General features: G+C 31.5%; 1 pseudogene. It reads right to left on the bottom strand.

What is annotated here, in order from left to right:
• Nucleotides 1-277, bottom strand: a pseudogene (locus tag C1E99_RS15195) (LTA synthase family protein); the annotation flags it as partial.
• Nucleotides 278-422: the final 145 nt, after the last annotated feature.

Genomic DNA, 422 nt, shown 5'->3' with positions numbered 1-422 from the left:
GCCAACTTGCAATGCAAACAACAGTCAGAAGAGAGAACAAGTGGACTAGTTTTACAAGGTTAATTTCGTTGAAACTTGAATTAAATAAAATCAGTTGGTCACTATAGAATAAAGAAAAAGATAGAGAGATTATGGTGTGCTCTACGAGTAGCAGTATAAGTAGGATAGCAATTTTCTTTCGATTAAGCTTCCAAGTCATTCCTTTTATAATAAAAATTAAAATGCCTATTCCAAAAAAGATTAGATGTAGGTACCAAATAAAATTATCTTTGGTCATCTTTATTCCTTGAGATAGGGGAATAAATGCTATGTTTCTATGCCCATTTCCTTTAGAAGTATCAATAGTTTCAAATAAGCGGTTGTTAACAAAAATCTCAATTTTATTCCTGTCTGATGTGACATTGTATTCGAATGCTAGTGAT

The organism is Streptococcus suis (genome assembly GCF_002964045.1).
GTDB lineage: Bacteria > Bacillota > Bacilli > Lactobacillales > Streptococcaceae > Streptococcus > Streptococcus suis_U.
This window is presented reverse-complemented; position numbering and strand designations above follow the sequence as displayed.